At 57.4% G+C, this 17256-nt stretch carries 18 protein-coding genes; 7 read left to right on the forward strand and 11 right to left on the reverse strand.

The window, feature by feature from the left end; genetic code table 11:
- Positions 1–42: 42 nt before the first annotated feature.
- Genes cysD through PLUT_RS08085 form a run of 3 tightly spaced genes read right to left on the reverse strand, consistent with a single transcriptional unit; the run spans position 43 to position 2610 of the window.
- Positions 43–924: a sulfate adenylyltransferase subunit CysD gene (cysD, locus tag PLUT_RS08075; RefSeq protein ID WP_011358286.1), complete on the reverse strand. Its 882-nt coding sequence runs from the start codon at positions 922–924 to the stop codon at positions 43–45.
- Entirely contained in the window at positions 902–1654 is a 753-nt protein-coding gene (locus PLUT_RS08080) for a phosphoadenylyl-sulfate reductase (protein WP_011358287.1), read from the reverse strand. The genes cysD and PLUT_RS08080 overlap by 23 nt, the downstream gene beginning before the upstream one ends.
- On the reverse strand, positions 1651–2610 hold the full coding sequence (locus tag PLUT_RS08085) for a 4Fe-4S dicluster domain-containing protein (RefSeq protein WP_011358288.1): 960 nt from the start codon (positions 2608–2610) through the stop codon (positions 1651–1653). The genes PLUT_RS08080 and PLUT_RS08085 overlap by 4 nt, the downstream gene beginning before the upstream one ends.
- A gap of 318 nt (positions 2611–2928) precedes the next feature.
- Between PLUT_RS08085 and PLUT_RS08090 the strand changes: the two genes are divergently transcribed.
- Genes PLUT_RS08090 through PLUT_RS08110 form a run of 5 tightly spaced genes read left to right on the forward strand, consistent with a single transcriptional unit; the run spans position 2929 to position 6983 of the window.
- Positions 2929–4071, forward strand: a complete 1143-nt coding sequence (locus tag PLUT_RS08090; RefSeq protein ID WP_011358289.1) for a trans-sulfuration enzyme family protein — start codon at positions 2929–2931, stop codon at positions 4069–4071.
- A 56-nt stretch (positions 4072–4127) separates the two neighbouring features.
- The gene (thiS, locus tag PLUT_RS08095) at positions 4128–4331 is read left to right on the forward strand and encodes a sulfur carrier protein ThiS (protein WP_011358290.1); all 204 of its coding nucleotides are present in this window, start codon (positions 4128–4130) and stop codon (positions 4329–4331) included.
- Positions 4332–4375: 44 nt separating this feature from the next.
- Positions 4376–5155, forward strand: a complete 780-nt coding sequence (locus tag PLUT_RS08100) for a thiazole synthase (protein ID WP_041463881.1) — start codon at positions 4376–4378, stop codon at positions 5153–5155.
- On the forward strand, positions 5152–6243 hold the full coding sequence (gene thiH / locus PLUT_RS08105; RefSeq protein WP_011358292.1) for a 2-iminoacetate synthase ThiH: 1092 nt from the start codon (positions 5152–5154) through the stop codon (positions 6241–6243). Before PLUT_RS08100 ends, thiH begins: the two co-directional genes overlap by 4 nt.
- Positions 6240–6983 (forward strand): HesA/MoeB/ThiF family protein, encoded by a 744-nt coding sequence (locus PLUT_RS08110; RefSeq protein WP_011358293.1) that lies wholly within the window; start codon positions 6240–6242, stop codon positions 6981–6983. The genes thiH and PLUT_RS08110 overlap by 4 nt, the downstream gene beginning before the upstream one ends.
- A 20-nt stretch (positions 6984–7003) precedes the next feature.
- Here the strand turns inward: PLUT_RS08110 and dsbD are convergent, their stop codons facing one another.
- From dsbD to PLUT_RS08135, 5 genes are read right to left on the reverse strand one after another with little or no spacing between them, the layout of a single operon-like run.
- Entirely contained in the window at positions 7004–8872 is a 1869-nt protein-coding gene (dsbD, locus tag PLUT_RS08115; RefSeq protein ID WP_011358294.1) for a protein-disulfide reductase DsbD, read from the reverse strand.
- Positions 8854–9774, reverse strand: a complete 921-nt coding sequence (locus PLUT_RS08120) for an FAD:protein FMN transferase (protein WP_011358295.1) — start codon at positions 9772–9774, stop codon at positions 8854–8856. Before PLUT_RS08120 ends, dsbD begins: the two co-directional genes overlap by 19 nt.
- 33 nt (positions 9775–9807) lie before the next feature.
- Positions 9808–11061: a DUF3570 domain-containing protein gene (locus tag PLUT_RS08125; RefSeq protein WP_011358296.1), complete on the reverse strand. Its 1254-nt coding sequence runs from the start codon at positions 11059–11061 to the stop codon at positions 9808–9810.
- A 19-nt stretch (positions 11062–11080) separates the two neighbouring features.
- Positions 11081–11311: a DUF4266 domain-containing protein gene (locus tag PLUT_RS08130; RefSeq protein ID WP_011358297.1), complete on the reverse strand. Its 231-nt coding sequence runs from the start codon at positions 11309–11311 to the stop codon at positions 11081–11083.
- Entirely contained in the window at positions 11308–11766 is a 459-nt protein-coding gene (locus PLUT_RS08135) for a TlpA family protein disulfide reductase (RefSeq protein WP_238974575.1), read from the reverse strand. The genes PLUT_RS08130 and PLUT_RS08135 overlap by 4 nt, the downstream gene beginning before the upstream one ends.
- 471 nt (positions 11767–12237) lie before the next feature.
- On the opposite strand from PLUT_RS08135, the gene PLUT_RS08140 reads away from it, so the two are divergent.
- On the forward strand, positions 12238–13476 hold the full coding sequence (locus PLUT_RS08140; RefSeq protein WP_041463882.1) for a cytochrome c biogenesis protein ResB: 1239 nt from the start codon (positions 12238–12240) through the stop codon (positions 13474–13476).
- The gene (locus tag PLUT_RS08145) at positions 13473–14270 is read left to right on the forward strand and encodes a cytochrome c biogenesis protein (protein WP_011358300.1); all 798 of its coding nucleotides are present in this window, start codon (positions 13473–13475) and stop codon (positions 14268–14270) included. Before PLUT_RS08140 ends, PLUT_RS08145 begins: the two co-directional genes overlap by 4 nt.
- 15 nt (positions 14271–14285) lie before the next feature.
- Here PLUT_RS08145 and ablB read toward each other — a convergent pair whose 3' ends face one another.
- The 3 genes from ablB to PLUT_RS08160 form a co-directional block, all read right to left on the reverse strand.
- Positions 14286–15119: a putative beta-lysine N-acetyltransferase gene (gene ablB, locus PLUT_RS08150; RefSeq protein WP_041463883.1), complete on the reverse strand. Its 834-nt coding sequence runs from the start codon at positions 15117–15119 to the stop codon at positions 14286–14288.
- Positions 15120–15355: 236 nt separating this feature from the next.
- Positions 15356–16672, reverse strand: coding sequence for a lysine 2,3-aminomutase (ablA, locus tag PLUT_RS08155; protein WP_011358302.1), 1317 nt, complete (start codon positions 16670–16672; stop codon positions 15356–15358).
- Positions 16623–17135: a MarR family winged helix-turn-helix transcriptional regulator gene (locus PLUT_RS08160; protein ID WP_011358303.1), complete on the reverse strand. Its 513-nt coding sequence runs from the start codon at positions 17133–17135 to the stop codon at positions 16623–16625. Before PLUT_RS08160 ends, ablA begins: the two co-directional genes overlap by 50 nt.
- Between the last annotated feature and the right edge of the window lie 121 nt (positions 17136–17256).

Here is a 17256-nt window from a genome sequence, read left to right on the forward strand (position 1 = left end):
CCATTTTATTGTAAAAATCCTCCCCTATGACGCCTCTCATTCCTACATATACCCCACACGCCGAAGGGTCTCCAGCCCGCCAGCGTCCTCACGGTCCTGTGCCCGGCCGGATCGTTCAGCAATGTTGGCCAGCCGCCCCTCACAAAGCTCGCTGATGATGTCGGCCACCGTCTCCGACTCCGACGCTATCGGCGTTGTGCAGGGCCAGCACCCGAGCGACCGGTAGCGGGTGCCCTGACCCCTATTGAAATAGAGCGGGACAACGGGAATTTCTTCGCGCTCAATGTACTCCCAGATGTTCAGTTCGGTCCAGTCGAGCAGCGGATGGATCCGCACATGAGTCCCTGGAGCGAAATCAGTCTTGAAGTGGTTCCAGAATTCAGGCGGTTGGTCGCCGACCTCCCAGCAGTTTTCAGTATCGCGGGGAGAAAAATAGCGCTCCTTGGAACGGCTCCCCTCCTCATCGGCCCGGACCCCTACTATGACGCCAGTGTATGGCTCTCGCGACTCATCAAGCACATAGCGCCCCGTGGGGTGCTCCATCCTCCAGCGAGGCCACTCCCCCGAGAGCGTCCGCTTCAGCGCCTCGCTCTTCAGGTTGCGGCAGCAGGTGATCCGATCGGTGTTCCCGTCAGGAAAGCTCAGTTTCCGCTCAACAGCGTCAGTGTTCTCCCCATAGATCATGTTGAGTTCAAACTCCATCGCCATCCGGTCACGGTACTGGATCATTTCGGGAATCTTGAAATGGGTGTCAATATGCACAAGAGGCAACGGCACATGCCCGAAAAACGCCTTCCGTGCAAGCCAGAGCAGCACCGTGCTGTCCTTGCCGATAGACCATAGCATGCAAAGCTGTCGGAAATCGCGGTATGCCTCCCTGAGGATGTAGACGCTCTGTGCTTCAAGCTTGTCGAGATGGTTCATGTTCACTTTTTTTTTCATTAGTATTCGGGACATGCAGCCCGCACTCCCTGTGCTCCGCCTCTTCCCACCACCACCGTCCGGAGCGGATGTCGGCTCCGGGCTCAACCGCTCTGGTGCATGGTGCGCATCCAATGCTCGGATACCCCTTCCGGTGCAGCGCATTCGACGGGACATTGTGTCGCAATAGATACCCGAAGACTTCCGCTTCGGTGAAGGCGGCCAACGGATTAATCTTGAACAGCCCGAACGCTTCATCCCACTCCACAACCCCGGTGCCGGTCCTTGTCACCGACTGTTCACGCCTCAGGCCGCAGATCCATGCATCAAGAGAGGACAGCCGTCTTTCAAGCGGCTGCACCTTCCTTGTGCGGCAGCACATCCGGCGTTTTTCGACGCTGTCGTAAAAAAGGTTGGCACCGAACCGCTGCAGCATATCCTCCACCGGGGCCCGTTCAGGAAACAGGACCTCCATAGAGATGCCGTAGTGCATCCTGGTTGCATCAAGAAGATCGTATGTCTCCTGCGGAAGACGACCGGTGTCGATGGTAAACACCGGAATGTCGAGCCCGTGGCGGCAGATCATATCGATGATCACCTGATCCTCGGCCCCGAAACTCGAGGCAAACGCAAGGTGGCTGATACCGAACTTTCGAACTGCCCGGGAGAGCACCTCTTCAGGCTGAAGCTTAGACCATTCCTGCTGCAGCTTTCCTGCTGCTGCGCTACTCATGCGGCCGACCCTCCCCTGAGGCCGCTCGCGGAACCCGCTTCCGGCACACCCTCTCCGGCCGGAGGGATCGAAACCTCGCCGAGGATGACGAATCTGGCATGTGCAAGCCCCACGCGCTCAATGGTGGCACCGAATCGTTCCTTCGCCCATCCATACTTCCTGTAAAACTCAAGGACACGGCCGACAAGCCGTATAACCTCGTCCGCGTCGGCGGCCATCCAGACAAGGGGGTCAGCAAACCGGGGCTTCCTGCCCATCGTCCCTCCAATGAGGATACTGAAGCCGCTCCGCCGGACAGCCCATCCACCGGAGGTGCATTTTGAGGCGCAGAGCCCGCAGCCGATGCAGCGTTTCTCGTCGACGCTGTAGGTGAACTGATCGTCCCGAGCTGCCCTCCCGCTACGACTGATGGCATCAACCGGGCAGTATGAGAGGCACTTGCCGCAATCGTTGCACTGCGGGCCTATCCATTCAGGCTCAACGACCCCTCTGATGCCCACATCGTTCTCATTGGCCTTGGCGCAGTTGCTGGCGCATCCGGTAATGCCGATCTTGAACTTCGAAGGGGCCTCGGCCCCGAAAAACTCCGCATCGAGCCGCTCCCCGAGAGCTTTGGTGTCGATGACCCCCAGCCGGCAGCAGGTGCTCCCCGGGCAGGCCACAATACCCCGAACCCTGGAACCGCAGGCTCCAAGCTCAACACCTGAACCCTGGAGCTCCAGAAATGCTGGTTCAAGATCCTTGCGCCGCACGTCATGGATCTCGATGCCCTGACGGGTAGTCAGATGGATCGAGCCGCTTCCATACTTTTCAGCAACTGCAGCAACCGCTGCAAGCTGACGGGAATCAAGATCTCCAGCGACTGATTTGAGGCGCATCACAAAAACACCGGGCTGCAGCTGTTTCATGATGCCCGTCCTGCTCTCTATTGCCGTTTCCTCCACACTGCTTTTCATCGCCGCTCCATGCTTTCATGATTGAAGAATAAAACCCTGCCAAAGCAGGCCTCCGTCCAGCCTCAGGGAAGGACGGGACTGACTGAGGTGAGTTAACAAAACACAATCAGCAGGAGAGAGCAAAGCATATACCGCGTAAATACCATAAACAGGGTACATGAGGCAAAACCCAATAGAGCCGAGGAAGAAAGATGGTAACAATTGTTACATTCATACATAAAAGCGAAAAGCCATTCCCCTGACGGATCTCACCCGGATACGCTGAATAACCGATAATCTGCGTACCTTATAGCAGCAACCATCAACCACCCGAAGCACATGGAGTTTGAAACCCTTGCCATCCACGACGGACAGGCTCCCGATCCAGTGACTGGTTCGGTTACCGTACCTATCTACCAGACCTCTACCTTTGAACGGGAAGGAATGGAATTCAATGGAGGATTCGTCTATTCACGGATCGGGAATCCTACCCGCAAAGCACTTGAATCCACGCTAGCCCTGCTTGAGAACGGCCGTCACGGCCTTGCGTTCGCATCGGGGGTAGCGGCAGCAATGGCCGCGCTGCAGGTACTCAGGCCGGGAGACCATATCGTTTCAAGCATGGATATCTACGGAGGAAGTTATCGGATCTTCAAAGAGGTGATGCAGCCATGGGGGGTTGAAACAACCTATGCGTCCGGCAAAACCACCGCCAGCTACGAGAGCTGCATACGCCCTGAAACGCGGATGATCTGGGTCGAAAGCCCCAGCAATCCGCTGATGCGCATTGCCGACCTGAGGGCGCTCGCTGCAATCTGCGGAGAACGGGGGATTCTCCTCGCCGTCGACAACACCTTCGCCAGCCCCTACTTCCAGCGCCCCCTCGACCTCGGAGCCGACATCGTGGTCCATAGCACCACCAAATACCTCGGCGGCCACAGCGATGTCATGGGCGGAGCCATCATTACCAACGACGGAAAGCTGCACACCGCCATCAGGAACTACCAGGCCACAGCCGGAGCCATTCCCGCACCATGGGAGTGCTGGCTTATCATGCGCGGTCTGAAAACCCTAAAAATCAGGATGAAGGAACACGAAGCCAACGCCCTCCACCTCGCACGGTTCCTCGAACAGCAACCTGCCGTCAGCCGGGTACTCTACCCCGGCCTCCCCTCACACCCGCAGCATGAGCTTGCCGCCAGCCAGATGGAGGGATTTGGAGGCATGATCACCATCGAACTGAAAGGAGGCATGCATGCCGTGGAGAAACTAATCAAAGGGTTGAAGCTGTTCATACTTGCAGACAGTCTCGGAGGGGTGGAATCCCTGATTGCCTCACCTTCCCGGATGACCCTCTGGGCCCTTTCCCCGGAAGAAAAAGCAGCCCGGGAATGCACTGAAGGGCTCGTCAGGCTCTCAATCGGCCTGGAAAACGCCCGAGACCTCGAAGATGACCTCAGTTCTGCTCTCGAAGGCTGCTAGAGCAGAATGATGGCGAGAAAAAGAGGACGAATGAAAATCATGAAGAAACCACCTAAATGCTTACTATTGAACTGAACGGAAAGCCCGAACCCGTAGTCGAAGGTTCAACGGTGGCCGACATGCTCGCCATCCTTGGTGCCGACGGCAGAAAGGTGGCGACGGTAGTCAACGAGCACATTGTCCGCCCTCCCGAACGAACGACCGCTGTCCTCCAGGATGGAGACAGGGTGGAAATTCTGGTATTTGCCGGAGGCGGATGAGGGTCAGCAAGAATGAAACAGCAGTAATGGACGTACTAGATGTAATGGACGCACTCCACATAGGATCCCACACCTTCAACTCCCGCCTGATCCTCGGAACAGGAAAATTCAGCAGCACCGATGTCATGCTCCGGGCCGTCCGGGCCTCGAAGGCGGAGCTGGTCACCGTAGCGCTCCGCCGCTTCAACCGCGAACAGCTCGAGGACGATCTCTTCGGCCCGCTCAGTCAGCTGGAGGGCATCACCCTCATGCCGAACACCTCCGGAGCCTCGACAGCCGCCGAAGCCGTCAAAGCCGCGCACATCAGCCGCGAGCTCTCCGGAAGCCCATTCATCAAGGTGGAGATCCATCCGAACCCGCAGCACCTGATGCCAGATCCGATAGAAACCTTTGAAGCCGCAAAGATCCTTGCTTCGGAAGGGTTCCTGGTCATGCCCTACATTTCGGCAGACCCGGTGCTGGCCAAGCGCCTTGAAGAGGTCGGTTGCGCGTCCGTCATGCCGCTCGGTGCCGCCATCGGCAGCGGCCGTGGACTCTCGACGGCAGGGATGCTCGAGATCATCATCCGGGAAAGCGCCATCCCCGTCATCGTCGACGCAGGTCTGCGCGCTCCATCCGAAGCAGCACGCGCCATGGAGATGGGCTGCAGCGCCGTTCTCGTCAACAGCGCAATCGCCGCTGCAGAAAACCCCGAGGAAATGGCCGCGGCCTTCCGCGACGGCACATCTGCCGGCCGCAGAGCCTACAGAGCCGGTCTCATGACTGAAAGCGGAGATGCCGTCCCGACAAGCCCCCTCACCTCATTCCTCGGGGAAAGACGATGAAGGAAGTCCCCGCATGGCTGGTGGATGAAGGGAGTACTGCGGAAATGCGCCGGATGCTCTCTTCCGATTCCCCGGTCGACATTGAAACCCTCGCCGCCCGTGCCCGCGCCATCACCCTGCGCCGATTCGGACGAACCATATCGCTCTATGCCCCGCTCTACCTGTCGAACCACTGCCCGAGCGGTTGCGCATACTGCGGGTTCGCATCCGACAGGACCACCCTGAGACGGCGGCTTGAAGAGGATGAGATCAGAAGGGAGATTGCCGCCATGAAAAAGCTTGGCATCCGGGACATCCTCCTCCTCACCGGCGAACGGACTGCGGTGGCCGGGTTCGACTACCTGCGCCGTGCCGTGGAGATCGCCGCAGAGGAAATGCCGCGCGTGTCGGTGGAAACCTTCCCGATGAGCGTAGAAGAATACAGGGAACTTGCCAGATGCGGCTGCACCGGCGTCACCATCTACCAGGAGACCTATGACCGGGGGCGTTACGAAGAGCTCCACCGATGGGGTCCCAAGAAAGATTTTCTCCACCGCCTCGAAACCCCTGAACGGGCGCTGGAAGGCGGCATCAAAACCGTCGGTATCGGAGCCCTGCTCGGGCTCTCCGAACCCGTCGAGGAAGCGCTCCGGCTCTACCGCCATGCGCGCCATCTTGCCAAAACCTGGTGGCGTGCAGGCATTTCGGCCTCATTCCCGCGCATGCGCCCTGAACAGGGCGGCTGGCAGCCCCCATTCAATGTAAGCGACCATCAGCTCGCCCGTATGATTCTGGCTTTCCGCATCGGTCTTCCAGACATGGATCTTGCGCTCTCGACCCGCGAACGGGCATCATTCCGCGACGGCATGGCCGGACTCGGCGTAACGCGCATGAGCATCGCCAGCAAAACAACTGTCGGCGGATACGATGAGGGGGAAACCGGCGAGCGGGGACAGTTTGACATTTCCGACGAGCGGAGCGCCGGGGAGTTCTGTCAGGCACTGCGAAATCGGGGAATTGAACCGGTCTTCAAGAACTGGGACGGGGCATACAACGGACCGGCAACACAAATCATCCCTACCGGAGGGCTTAAGGAAACCATCCCATGAACTTGAGCGCACAGGAACAGGAGCGATACAGCCGCCATCTCGCACTGCCGGAAATCGGCATGGAAGGTCAGCAACGACTGAGGGCGTCACGAGTGCTGATTGTCGGCGCAGGCGGCCTCGGATCCCCGGCAGCACTCTATCTTTCAGCGGCAGGAGTGGGAACAATCGGGCTCATTGACGGCGACACAGTGGACCTTACGAACCTCCAGCGCCAGATCCTTCATACAACGGCTTCGGTGGGGATAAAAAAGGTTGACTCCGCCAGAGAGTGCCTCATGGCTCTCAATCCCAACCAGAACCTCCACATCTACCCGTTCAGGCTGAGCAGCGAAAACGCCGGGGAAATAGTCAGGGGCTATGACTTCGTGGTGGATGCAACCGATTCGTTCGGCTCGAAATTCCTCATTTCGAGGGCCTGCCATGCAACCCGCAAACCTTATTCACATGCCGGCATCACCCGTTTTTTCGGTCAGGCAATGACAGTCATCCCGGGTAAAACAACCTGCTGCCACTGCATCTTCCATGAGGACGAAGCGCCGCCCGAAGCCGCCCCCGAGGGACCGCTCGGTGCCATGCCGGGAGTGATCGGCTCCATTCAGGCAATTGAAACCATAAAAGTGCTGCTCGCAATCGGCACGCCACTCTACGACACGCTCCTCACCTGCAACACCCTTACCATGGAATTCCGCAGGGTGACTGTCCGGCGCGATCCTCGCTGTCCGCTCTGCGGTACCCTGTAAGCCCTGCACCGGAAAACCGATCAGGGCTTCATGATACCCTGCAGATGTTGCAGGAACGCTGGAGCATCCATCACCCCTACAATCCGCCGATCCGGCAGTTCATGACCAAAGCGGTCAAAAAAAATGATTCCGGGAGGACCGAACAGGCTGAAGCGCTTCATGAGAGCCCGGTCTTCTAGTGTATTTGCAGTCACATTGACCTGCAGCAACGTAAAGTCCTGCAGACGGTTCATCACCGCCGGATCGTGGAAGGTGAAGCGGTCCATCTCCTTGCATGCAACACACCAGTCCGCATAAAAATCGAGCATGAGCGGCTGGTCGGCTGAGCGCAGCACCTCGTCGAGTTCGGCAACCGAGGTGATGCGCCTGAAAAGAGGTTTTGACTCCCGAATCCCCACGGAGGCCCTGGCCGGACGAATCTCCGAGAGAGGCTCGAGCGGGCGCTCTCCACCGGAAGCAGCGCCAAAGAGTTCCATCACCCCGATGACGATCAGCACCACACCCAGCGCTTTGGAAAAACGGCGGCCGATCGAGGGTTTTTCCGGCATGGCGCCGAACACGCCGAGGAACACCGCACAAAGGATGGCAAAGGCGCCCCAGACCACCATAATGACAGTTGGAGGCAGGACTGGTGTAACCATCCAGATGGCGACGGCAATCAACATGAGGCCGAACAGGTACTTGACGCTGATCATCCATGCACCGGCTTTCGGCAGAAGCGCCCCGGCGGAAAGTCCCACAAGAAGGAGCGGCAAGCTCATCCCCATAGCCATCGCAAAGAGCGCAAGCCCCCCCAGCACAACATTGCCGGTCTGACTGATATAGACCAGCGTCCCAGCAAGCGGAGCAGCAACACAGGGGCCGACAATCAAGGCGGAGAGGGAACCCATGACGAATACCCCGGCGAACCGCCCTCCCTTAAGGCAGTCCGACGCCCTGCCAAGCTTCGTCTGGAGCGACTGCGGCATCTGTAGTTGGTAGACGTCGAACATTGACAGGGACAACAGCACAAGAAGCGCTGCAAACGTGACAAGCACCCATGGTTTCTGGAGCGCGCCGGCAAGGCCTTCGCCAGCCAGTCCGGCGGCAACCCCAAGGGAAGTGTAGACGAAGGCCATGCCCAGGCAGTATGCGACCGCCATCAGGAAACCATGGCGACGGCTGACCGTTCCCTCTCCGACAATGATTGAAGACAGAATAGGAACCATCGGCAGCACACACGGAGTGAACGAGAGCAGAAGACCGAACACAAGGAACGCAAGGCCGATCTTCCAGAGACTTCCACCCTCAAGCGTCGCTTTGGCAAGGGACATGTCATCACTTCCGGAAGAAGCACCGCCAGCAATGGCAGGAGCCTGCTCCGAGGATGCAGCAGATTCCGATGGGTCCCCCGTTCCTCCATCGTCAACCGATTCAGCCAGTAGACCCGGCCGGCCTTGTTCAACAAGGTACATGCGGGTCAGGGGAGGATAGCAGAGCCCCGCATCGGCACACCCCTGATATGCAACATCAAGCCGGAACGGGGCGTCGGCAGATACAATCGGGACAACCACCTTAAGATGGTCATGGTAGATCTCGAGCGCTTCACCGGTCACCTCATCGGTAATCGTCGCCCCTTTCGGCAGAACGGGTTCCTGCAGCGTTGCCGATCCGCTCCCGACATTGACAGTTATCCTGTCACGGTAGAGCTTGCACCCGTTCGCGATATCCCAGTCCAGCACGACCATGTTTGAGTCCGTCAACGTGGCTTTGAGCTTGAAGGCCTGGTCCGGATCCAGGAAATCCGAGGCAAAAACCCGCTGTGGAAGCATGCTGGACAGCACGAGCAGGGCCATCGTGAGCCACCGGACATGGCGATGCTCGTTCTTGATTATTCTTTCTCTCTGCATGGTGCGACCTCCAGTTCGCAGTTCCTCTGATGAATGGTACCCGTTCTGTCGACGGCAAAGTATGCCATCCCTGACTCCTCAAGAAAAGCCAGCCCATCCTTCTCCTTCAGCATGGCGATGGTCGAGAGGCTTCCCGCAGCCGTCGCTGTCGGAGCCACAACAGAAACCGAACGCCAGTAGGTGACCGGGTACCCGGTCAGCGGACTGAGCACATGGCAGTAACGATGGCCATCAGCCTCGAAGTAACGCTCGTAATCACCGCTTGTGGCAAGCGCACCTGAAAAAAGCGGCACCGATGCGATGCTCCTTTCCCGCTGCCGTGGGTCGCGGATCCCAATCGACCATGCACTCCCGTCTGGTTTCGGACCCACTACCCGGATATCACCTGCGAGGTTGACATACCCATGGCGGATGCCGTCCTGATGCAGACACGCTGCAGCACGGTCGGAAGCGTACTCCTTGCCGAACCCGCCGAAGTCAATCTGCATCCCCTCGGGAAGGACGATGCTCCGCTCCTGCAGCTCGACCTTCGCCCAGCCGACCCGTCCCAGAGCAGCGGCGAGCTCATCAGTCCCGGGAACCGTCCCCTTCTTGAAATCCCAGACAGTCCGAAGGATACCTGATGTTATGTCAAAGAGACCCTCACTGCTTCCATACAGGACATCAGCGTAACGCAGGAGCGAGCCCGTCTCCCGATCACACGGCAGCGGGCCCTTTCCCGCCGCACCGTTGATGGCAGCAAGAACACCATCGGGCCTGTACCGGGAATACCGGCACTCAATGCGGGATACCTCTTCAATGGCCCGCGCTGAAACCCGCTGTGCCTCACGCCGGCTCTCTGCAGCTATAACCATTTCCCCGTCGCCCGCCATGGCAGTAAAACCGAACCTGAAAATATCCATGACTCACTATCTGATGATGTCAGGGGGTGCAGCTCATAACAGCCGTGACACCCCGATCTGAATGGTACGGGCGCTGAACGGATACAGTCCGGAATCCGGGTTGCCGCTGATCGACCAGCCGGAGTCCTGATGGTAATATTCATACTTTGCGTCAACCGTCCAGTCCTTGTCGATCTGCTTGCTCACCTTCAGCCCTGCCGTTATAGCGCCGAAAGCTGAGAGGCGTTGGTCATGGGTATAATAGATTCCGCTCGGCTGGGGCGGCTGATACGCAGGATTATCGGCCGGGTTGAGGCTTGCGATTTCTTCAGCCGTTGTCTTCACATAAAAATCAGCCTCAGTCTGTGAATAGAGCCTGAGGAGCGGTGTGACGGTCCAGCCGTCTCCGAGCGGCTGGACGTATTCGGCACCGAGCATATGCGCCCTGATGCCGAAGGTGTCTGAATAATAGCGGTACGAAAAATGTCCGCTCCCGTCTGTTTCGTCGAAATGGTGATTCCAACGAGCCATGAACGTTGTCATATTACGCTTTCGCGGCCTGTTGTCATTTATTTTGTATGGATCGGAATAGTACCCCGTCCCTCCGGAATACCCCAGATTGAGCTGAACAATGTCGTTCTTCGACACCACCTGCGTCACACCGATAAGCCCTCCGTCAATATTCTTCTTCTCGTGGAGGTTCGGCTGGTTATTGGGATTGATACTGTCCCGCGTCATGCTGGCCCCCATGGTGAGGGTGGTGTTATTGTCCTCTGTCGAGAGGCTCGCCTGCAGGGAATAATTCCGTGAGATATAATCCGACTCAGAGGAATAGCTGGTGCCCGCAGTTACCGATCCACGAGAGAAATAGCGGGTGAGCTGCAGGTCGGCGGCCTTGCGGGTATCCTCCATGGCTGAAAGACCGAAGGAATGGAATGAAGGCGAGGCACCCGACACCGCATCATAGGTCAAGGTGCCACCGACCGACCACTTGCCGGCAATCGGCGTCATGGCGTAGACGGAGTACGCGTTGATGTTGATACGGTCATCGTCCCCTCCGCTTCCCGCCGACCCTGACGCGCCGGAAAGTGCATCGTAGCTGACAACGTCATCTACTGCCTCGCCGGAAGACGTGGACGGCCCTGTCTGGCTGTCTTTATAATTGAGGTATTTGAAGCTCACGATGCCCCGCTCCGGCGCTGACTCGGCATGAGCGAACTGGACGGATGGCAGCGACGCAATGGCAGCGCCAACCAGAGCCGCACCGAGCACGTTCGGCTTGTTGTTCTGTATTGAAGTCTTGGTCATGATGATCGTTGATAGTTGGTTAATTGCATCCGCATCCGCCGCCGGCTACTCCTGCGCCACCCGATGCACCTTCCTTGCTGCTGTAGATATGCTCGATATACATATTGTCTAACCGGTCACCCTCGAACGTCATTTCGGGGCGCGCCAGCGTACCCTTTTGCCAGGGCTTCACGGAAGAACAGCCCGAAAGTACCGCAATGGTCAGCAGCACTGCATACTGCATGATCTTTTTCTTGTTGATGTTCATCATTTTCCTCCCTCCAGTGCTGCCTGTATCTGTTTTTCAAGCTGTTGGCGATCAGAAGCCTTGAAGCCTGTATGCCGTAGGACGATTTTGCCGTCCCGGCCAACAAGGAAACTGGTCGGCATCCCCTTGACGCCATAAATATCCGGGGTTTTCCCCGTCCCATCGAATGCGACAGTGAATGCGGCAGGATGTTCAGCAAGGAATTTCCAGGCGTCTGCACGGCGCGCATCAAGGTTGATTGCGATGACCCGGAGTCCTTTTGAACGGTATTTCTGCTGCATGCTGTTCATCCAGGAGAAGGACTCCCGGCATGGACCGCACCACGAAGCCCAGAAATCGACATATACAACCGAACCCGCTCTATCAGCAAGGCTGACCGGGCCTTGTGTCCCGGGAAGGGAAAAATCGACAGCCCGCTGCCCAGCATCAAGTGCAAGGGCATTGCCAGTAAAACTCATTGTCATTAGTGCGGCAAAAGCAAATCGCCGCAGGCGTTTACATTGACGGTTCATCATCGGAATGCAGTTTTTTTTTTGGAAAACAGCGTACAGGTACGCCTCCAGTAATTTCTCCATGTGTCTCATCTGAACCCGTAATAATAATTAACAATTGTTAATGCGCAAAACGAAAAGGATCAAGCAGCATCATTCATCTTATATTCAAGTGAAATCAAGGTGAGTGGGAACCATAAAGACCGGGAAAACGCTTTTCAAACGCAGCGAATCGGTTATATGACAATGAACATAGTGCCCTCGGGGATGTTAACAATTATTAATACGAATGTTTGGACATCGAGACCCGGGAACATAAATTAACCCTTCACCGACCAAAGCACGGCCCCGTCAGTCCCTTATAATCAGTGATAGACAAGTTGTGCATCATCAGCATGGGGCTCTTTTCTGACTTAAAAAATGACACTGCTTCATACTATGGCCCCTCACCCGCGAAAATGGTTTCATGCCCCCTGGGAATTCAGGGAGGCGGCACTTGCAGCGACACTGACCCTAGCGCTCGGATTCGCCGTTCAGTATAGCCTCGGAGGGGCGGGCATAACCATGCCGGCCTGGCCACTCAACGGCATCATTCTCGCCCTCATTGCGCTTGCCACCCTCACACTCGGCCTATCGTTCCGGAACCACCCCATGGTGCAGTGGCTCGGCGGCATCCCCCTCGGGCTCTCCCTCATTTTATCCCTCGCCATCCTCTCATTCATCGGCGGCATGGTACCGCAAGGTGCGGCGGGCAATCCGGCAGCGATGCAGCTCGGCCTTTACAGCATATTTTCAAGCTGGCCCTTTGCCCTGACCGTAGCCATTTTCTTCGTGAACCTCGGCCTCTCGCTCGTATGGAAAACCATTCCATTCAGCCCCAAAAACCTGCAGTTCATTTTGTTCCATGCAGGCTTCTGGATTGCACTCGCATGCGGTATTTTCGGCAGTTCGGATCTCCAGCGGCTGGTCGTTCCAGTCTATGAAGGCCGGAGCACCAGCCGGGGCCTGGTGTCGGGTGAAGGAAGAGATGTTGTCGAGCTACCGTTCTCGATCAAGCTCCATGACTTCTCGATAGAGGAATACCCGCCCCAGCTCATGTTCTATGATCCGGAGTCGGACCGCTTCATCATGGCCGGTTCCCAGGCGGTCACCGAGGTCCATAAAGGCACCAGAGTCTCATGGAAAGGCACCGACGTGGAGGTAACGGAGTTCATGACTTCTGCCATGCCGGGCCCTAGCGGCAATCCCGTTGCAGCACCTCCATCAGCAGGCATCCCATACGCGAAAGTCCGCATCACCGGCAGCGGAGCGCAGCCCGACACCTGGCTCAGCACCGGAGGGCCCGGCATGAGGCCCTATGTCGCGGGTATCGACTCCCAGATTCTCATCATGGTTCCGGGATCACCGAAGTCATACCGCTCGGCGGTCACCTTACAGGCCGAAGGGGGCCGAAGCCTCGAAGCAGAGCTAGAGGTGAACAAGCCGGTGAACTTCGAAGGCTGGAAAATCTACCAGATGGGGTACGACGAAGAATCAGGACGATTCTCGACGCTCAGCCTTCTTGAAGCAATACGCGATCCATGGCTCCCGGGGGTCTATCTCGGGTTTTTCATGATACTCGGAGGCAATGCGCTCTTTTTCTGGAACGGCATCAAACGATCGGGGGTTCAGGCATGATCATTGATTTCACAGCTGCGGCATACCTTTCAATCGCCTTCTGGGCATCCGGCAGCCTGTTAGGGCTTGCCGCAAGGGGCAGCGCCGTCATGAAAAGAGCGGCAACAGGGCTCAACCTCGGCGGCTCGCTCGTCATGATCGCCTTCATCGCCATGTACTGGTCGGCGCTCGAACGCCCACCCCTCCGTACCCTCGGTGAAACCCGCCTCTGGTATGCGGCGCTTATTCCGCTGGTTGGGCTCCTTGTCGAGCAGCGCTGGAACATCTCCTGGCTGAAATACTACTGTATGGCGCTCGCGGCATTCTTCCTCTCCATCAACCTCATGCACCCGGAGGTCTTCGACAAGGCCCTGATGCCTGCTCTGCAGAGCCCGTGGTTCATCCCTCACGTCGTCGTCTACCTGGTCGGCTATGTGCTGCTTGCAGCATCATCGGTGGCGGGATGGCACAACATCTTTCTCACCTGGAGAAAAAAGAACACCCTGCAGAATGACGCGATCGGCCACTATCTGGCACTGCTCGGGTTCGTCTTCCTTACCTTCGGGCTGGTGTTCGGTGCACTCTGGGCCAAAGACGCCTGGGGAAACTACTGGTCATGGGATCCGAAGGAGACCTGGGCATTCATCGCCTGGCTGATCTACCTCGGCTACCTGCATGCCTCAAGCTGGAAAGTCAGGCGACTGAACCTCCAGTGGTACCTGGCGCTGGCCTTTCTGGTGCTGCTTGTCAGCTGGTTCGGCGTCAACTACCTGCCGACGGCGGCCAACAGCGTACACACATACCAGCAGAGCTAGCAAAAGGTAAGGGGCTCAGTGAAGGCTTTTGTGCCACACATTCATGCTCTCGATTCCTCCGGAGATATTGGTGTTGTTGACCAGAGTGCCGCCGAACCGGTAGCCGGCACGGGCAAAGGTGATATTCATCCCAACCGATGCCGCACGGGCGATGGTAAAGGCCGTGAGCATCCCCTTCTTCCGCATCCCGTCCTCCATCGTCCGCAGCAGATGCAGTGCCAGACCGCGACCACGCCAGTCCGGAAGGGTCGCGAAGTCGGTCATCTCCACACTCTTTCCAACAAGATCCATTTCAGATGAAGCAAGCGCCACAAGGCGCCCTCCACGCTCTACCCCATAGTAGTCTACATGGGTGTTCATGGTCTCCAGCAACCACTTAGGATCATCGATCGGAAACGGATAGGAGGGGAAAACCTCCCGGTAAATGGCGCTCATGGCGGAAATGTCGTCGGGTGTGCATTGCCGGATCTGAAATTCTTCAGCAACAGCATCCACCGGCGAGTGAGGAAGCGCGTGGGCCATGACTGCGATCTTCCCGATGTCGTCTCCATCCTTTGCGACAGCCCGGTTTGAATCAAGAAACAGCGCAAGAAACAGCATCATGTCCCTGCCTCCATAAAAACCCGGAATTCGAGCCTCCTCCCGGTAACCACACTCCAGAAACGGATCGGAGAAGCCGATCGGCACTTTCGCAATAATCTTGCTGTACCCGTTCCGGCAGGCAAGCCCGACGAGTTCATCAGGTAACGTGAAAGGATCTGCATCAGCCAGGTCCATCAGATAGATCCGCCGGCTTAAGGAACCGTGGTGGATGAGTGCGCCCTTATATTGTTCAATGGTATCTGTCATGAAGCCTTTTCGGTATCGGGAACAATGAATGAAAACGGGAGTAACGAGCCTTGCGGGGAGGAACGCCAGAGGCCGGCAAAACCGGTTAAGATCCACCGGCATACTGATGGCTCCATCATGCATCCCCTTCAGTACATGCTGCGCTTCCCGTTACAGAAATCCTCAGCATCGCCGTTCCGCCAGAAATGGTGTCAACCGACACCAAGCGCCAGATCCTCGAACCAGCCCATCAGCCATTACTCCTCTTCTCCCCTTCGTCGTGAAAGGCGCTCGTTCGAGGACGGGATGAGCGAAATGGTGGCATCATGGTCCGAGAGCAGCTGCTGGATGCCGATGGCCTCCATGGCGTCGGCATCATCAAGATTGAGCTGCAGGTCGCAGCGATCGCAATTTCGGTCGCAGAAGGTAGGCAGATAGGAATCCGGCTCTTTATACGTGGTGATCACTCCTTCGTAGTTGCGCAGCACAACCTTGTTCGTCGACCATGAAATCAGGTAGTTCGGCATGACAGGGATCTTTCCTCCGCCGCCCGGCGCATCGATCACATAGGTCGGAACGGAAAAGCCGCTCGTATGGCCGATCAGGCTCTCAAGAATCTCGATCCCCTTGCCAACCGGTGTGCGGAAATGCGAAAGCCCTTCGGACAGGTCGCACTGGTAGAGGTAGTAGGGGCGTACGCGGTTGCGCACGAGTTTGTGTACGAGCGCTTTCATGATGCGCGGGCAATCGTTGATGCCGGAGAGCAGCACGGTCTGATTGCCGAGCGGCAGTCCGCCATCGGCAAGGAGAGCCAGAGCGTTTCTGGACGACTGGGTGATCTCGCGCGGGTGGTTGAAATGCGTGTTCACCCACACCGGCTGGTGCTTTTTCAGAACGGCAACCAGCGCCGGCGTGATGCGCTGCGGCAGCACCACGGGAGTCCGGGTGCCGATACGGATGACCTCGACGTGCTCTATGGCCTGAAGCTCCCCGAGTATCCAGTCGAGATAGTCGTCTGAGAGCAGGAACGGGTCGCCGCCGCTCAGCAGCACATCTCGAACCTGCGGAGTCCGGCGGATGTAGTCGATGCCCTCACTGATTGCCGAACGGCCGGGAATGGTATCCCGGTCACCCACCTTCCTCTTGCGGGTGCAGTGACGGCAGTACATCGGACAGGTGTTGCTCACCAGAAGCAAAACCCTGTCGGGGTAACGGTGGGTCACACAGGGAGCCGGGCTGTCTGCATCCTCGTGCAACGGATCAGCCATGTCGCCCGTCATGATCTCGAGTTCACGCGGGGAGGGCACGCTCTGCAGGAAAACAGGATCGTTCGCCATGTCCCGGGTGTTGATGAGCGAGAGGTAGTAGGGGGTGATGGACATCGGGAACTTCGCGACCGTCTGGCCGAAGGCCTTGCGCTGTTCATCCGAAAGGGTGATGCCGAGAAGGGATTCAAAAGCTGAAAGGGTGCGGACGCTGTGGCGCATCTGCCATTTCCAGTCTTGCCAGTCCGAAAGAGTGGCGTTATGGTCGATCCTCTGGATAATCTGTTGCTGGGCCAGTGATAAGGTCATGGTATGCAGGTGTGATTTCCGGGTCAAAATGCCTGGCAAGCTTTACAAGCAGCTCCGAAAGGAGCATCTGCTCATCTGCAGGCATTCGACCAAACGCACGCAGATAGGAATCGCGCATCAGTTCGGGCACCGAGTCGATAAGAGCCTGCCCGGCAGGAGTGATGCCGAGCAATACCTTCCGCTGATCCTCCAGCGAGCGTGAACGCGACACAAGCCCGCGAGCCTCAAGACGATCAAGAATGCCGTTCACCGTGCTGAGGCTGAGTTGCAGTTCGGCGGCAAGCAGCGAAAGGGTGTGCACACTCTCCTTTTGCAGGGTATGCAGGCAGAGCAGCTGTGGAGAGGTGATCTTCCACTCCCGGTGAAGCTTTCTGGAATGCACATCAAGAGCCCGTGTAATACGGCGCAGGGCATGGTACCCCCTTCCGTCGGACCCTTCCTCCGGCAACACGGCATGCTGCATCGTTCGGGGAAATCTGGTTATAAAAAACTTTCGCATACGATATTTTCGTACACGAAACAATTAGACACAACCTACACAATTCTGTCCAATAAAGCAATCCGGACCGGTTCATACTGCTGAA

The sequence above is a fragment of the Pelodictyon luteolum DSM 273 genome, assembly GCF_000012485.1.
Taxonomy (GTDB): Bacteria; Bacteroidota; Chlorobiia; order Chlorobiales; family Chlorobiaceae; genus Chlorobium; species Chlorobium luteolum.

Coding starts and splice junctions, on each gene's coding strand:
- cysD (WP_011358286.1), bottom strand. CDS start 924: ATGAACCATCTCGACAAGCTTGAAGCACAGAGCGTCTACATCCTCAGG.
- PLUT_RS08080 (WP_011358287.1), bottom strand. CDS start 1,654: ATGAGTAGCGCAGCAGCAGGAAAGCTGCAGCAGGAATGGTCTAAGCTT.
- PLUT_RS08085 (WP_011358288.1), bottom strand. CDS start 2,610: ATGAAAAGCAGTGTGGAGGAAACGGCAATAGAGAGCAGGACGGGCATC.
- PLUT_RS08090 (WP_011358289.1), top strand. CDS start 2,929: ATGGAGTTTGAAACCCTTGCCATCCACGACGGACAGGCTCCCGATCCA.
- thiS (WP_011358290.1), top strand. CDS start 4,128: ATGCTTACTATTGAACTGAACGGAAAGCCCGAACCCGTAGTCGAAGGT.
- PLUT_RS08100 (WP_041463881.1), top strand. CDS start 4,376: ATGGACGCACTCCACATAGGATCCCACACCTTCAACTCCCGCCTGATC.
- thiH (WP_011358292.1), top strand. CDS start 5,152: ATGAAGGAAGTCCCCGCATGGCTGGTGGATGAAGGGAGTACTGCGGAA.
- PLUT_RS08110 (WP_011358293.1), top strand. CDS start 6,240: ATGAACTTGAGCGCACAGGAACAGGAGCGATACAGCCGCCATCTCGCA.
- dsbD (WP_011358294.1), bottom strand. CDS start 8,872: ATGCAGAGAGAAAGAATAATCAAGAACGAGCATCGCCATGTCCGGTGG.
- PLUT_RS08120 (WP_011358295.1), bottom strand. CDS start 9,774: ATGGATATTTTCAGGTTCGGTTTTACTGCCATGGCGGGCGACGGGGAA.
- PLUT_RS08125 (WP_011358296.1), bottom strand. CDS start 11,061: ATGACCAAGACTTCAATACAGAACAACAAGCCGAACGTGCTCGGTGCG.
- PLUT_RS08130 (WP_011358297.1), bottom strand. CDS start 11,311: ATGATGAACATCAACAAGAAAAAGATCATGCAGTATGCAGTGCTGCTG.
- PLUT_RS08135 (WP_238974575.1), bottom strand. CDS start 11,766: ATGAGTTTTACTGGCAATGCCCTTGCACTTGATGCTGGGCAGCGGGCT.
- PLUT_RS08140 (WP_041463882.1), top strand. CDS start 12,238: ATGGCCCCTCACCCGCGAAAATGGTTTCATGCCCCCTGGGAATTCAGG.
- PLUT_RS08145 (WP_011358300.1), top strand. CDS start 13,473: ATGATCATTGATTTCACAGCTGCGGCATACCTTTCAATCGCCTTCTGG.
- ablB (WP_041463883.1), bottom strand. CDS start 15,119: ATGACAGATACCATTGAACAATATAAGGGCGCACTCATCCACCACGGT.
- ablA (WP_011358302.1), bottom strand. CDS start 16,672: ATGACCTTATCACTGGCCCAGCAACAGATTATCCAGAGGATCGACCAT.
- PLUT_RS08160 (WP_011358303.1), bottom strand. CDS start 17,135: ATGCAGCATGCCGTGTTGCCGGAGGAAGGGTCCGACGGAAGGGGGTAC.